Genomic DNA, 1,585 nt, shown 5'->3' with positions numbered 1-1,585 from the left:
TGCTCGACCTGGTGGGTGCGAACCTAGGACCATGGCCAAAGACGCGAACCCGGATCAGGGGTGGTACTACAACACCCGCACCCACCAGGTCGAGCACCTCGAACGCAGCCGCGGGATCGACCTGCTCGGCCCGTACCCCGACGAGGCCACCGCCCGGCGCGCCCTCGAGATTGCCCGGGAGCGCACCCGGCGGGCCGATGCGGAGGACGAAGACTAGACCGTCAGCCGCGGGCTCAGCACGAACTCCGGGTCCACCTGCGCGGCGAGGTCGGCGCCGGCCCAGGCCGCCGCGTTGCGCAGGTGGAACTCGACCGCCTGGCGCTGGTAGCGGGCCCAGTCGCGCTGCTCCGCGTCGACCGCCTCGCGCATCGCGTGCAACGTCGAAAGGTTGGCCGGTTCGAGCTCGGCGATCGGGCGGGCCGTTCCGCGCTCGGCCGCCCGTACGTGCCCTGATGCCGACAGCCAGCCCAGCAGTGCCGAGCCGACCTGGTCCTGCAGGAACTCGACGTCCTCCGCGTCCGTCACCTTGTTGCCCACCACCACGAGCCGGACGCCGAAGTCGCGGGCGTAGTCCGCGTACTGGCGGTACACGCCCACACTGCGGACCGTCGGCTCGCACACCAGGAACGTCACGTCGAACCGGGTGAACAGCCCCGACGCGAACGCGTCCGCCCCCGCCGTCATGTCCATCACGACGTACTCGCCGTCGACGTCGACCATGTGGTTGAGCAGCAGCTCCGCCGCTCCCACCTTCGAGTGGTAGCACTTGACGCCGAGGTCGTCCTCGTCGAACTGGCCGGTGACGCCCAGCCGCACGCCGCCCAGCTGCCGGAAGCACGCCGCGAAGACCGGGTTGTCCTCGAACGGCCGGACCAGCCGTGAGCCGCGGCCCGGCGGGGTGGTCTTGATCATCGACGCCGCGTCCGGGATCCGCGGGTTGTCGCCGCGCAGGTAGTCCTTGATCAGCGCCATGTTGTCACCCAGCGTCGGCCAGGCGAGCGCTTCCTCCTCGGTCGCGCCGAGCGCCACCGCCAGGTGCTGGTTGATGTCGGCGTCGATGGCGAGCACCGGCAGCCCGGCGTCGGCGAGGTAGGCCACGAACAGCGACGACAGCGTGGTCTTGCCGCTGCCGCCCTTGCCGACGAACGCGATCTTCACGGTATCCCCTCCTGGCAATGATGACGGTTTTCATTATGCCCGGGCAACGTACACCCGACCGGCCCGCGCCCGATCGGGCGATCTCCGGGCCCGGAGCGGGTTAGGGTTGGGGGGTGCCTCCCCTCGTGATCAGGACACACTCGGCGGGCGGGGACTTCGGCCCCCTGCGTGCCGAGTTTTCGCTGCCGGAGTCGTTCGGGCCCGAGGTGCTGGCCGAGGCGGAGGCGGCGGTGCTCGACCCGCTGGCCAGCGCCGGCCCCCGCGAGGACGCGACGGACCTGCCGTTCGTCACCATCGACCCGCCCGGGTCCAAGGACCTGGACCAGGCCATGGTGGTCGAGAAGACCGCGCACGGCTTCCGCGTCCACTACGCCATCGCCGACCTCGCCGGGCAGCAGGCTCGCCGCGCCTTCGGACAGCACCGGCG

3 protein-coding genes are annotated in these 1,585 nt (G+C 71.1%); 2 read left to right on the top strand and 1 reads right to left on the bottom strand.

The genetic code is table 11. The features are described from left to right. The first annotated feature begins 31 nt into the window (after window positions 1-31). Window positions 32-217, top strand: coding sequence for a hypothetical protein (locus CCN39_RS48470; protein WP_086853975.1), 186 nt, complete (start codon window positions 32-34; stop codon window positions 215-217). Here CCN39_RS48470 and CCN39_RS48465 read toward each other — a convergent pair. Next, window positions 214-1,158 (bottom strand): ATP-binding protein, encoded by a 945-nt coding sequence (locus CCN39_RS48465; RefSeq protein WP_086853974.1) that lies wholly within the window; start codon window positions 1,156-1,158, stop codon window positions 214-216. The two genes, CCN39_RS48470 and CCN39_RS48465, sit on opposite strands and share 4 nt — an antisense overlap. Before the next feature lie 125 nt (window positions 1,159-1,283). Here CCN39_RS48465 and CCN39_RS48460 point away from each other — a divergent pair. Beyond that, window positions 1,284-1,585, top strand: a 302-nt coding sequence (locus tag CCN39_RS48460; RefSeq protein ID WP_143264497.1) for an RNB domain-containing ribonuclease, incomplete at its 3' end; no start/stop codon positions are given.

The organism is Amycolatopsis kentuckyensis, from assembly GCF_002155975.1.
Lineage (GTDB): Bacteria > Actinomycetota > Actinomycetes > Mycobacteriales > Pseudonocardiaceae > Amycolatopsis > Amycolatopsis kentuckyensis.
This window is presented reverse-complemented; position numbering and strand designations above follow the sequence as displayed.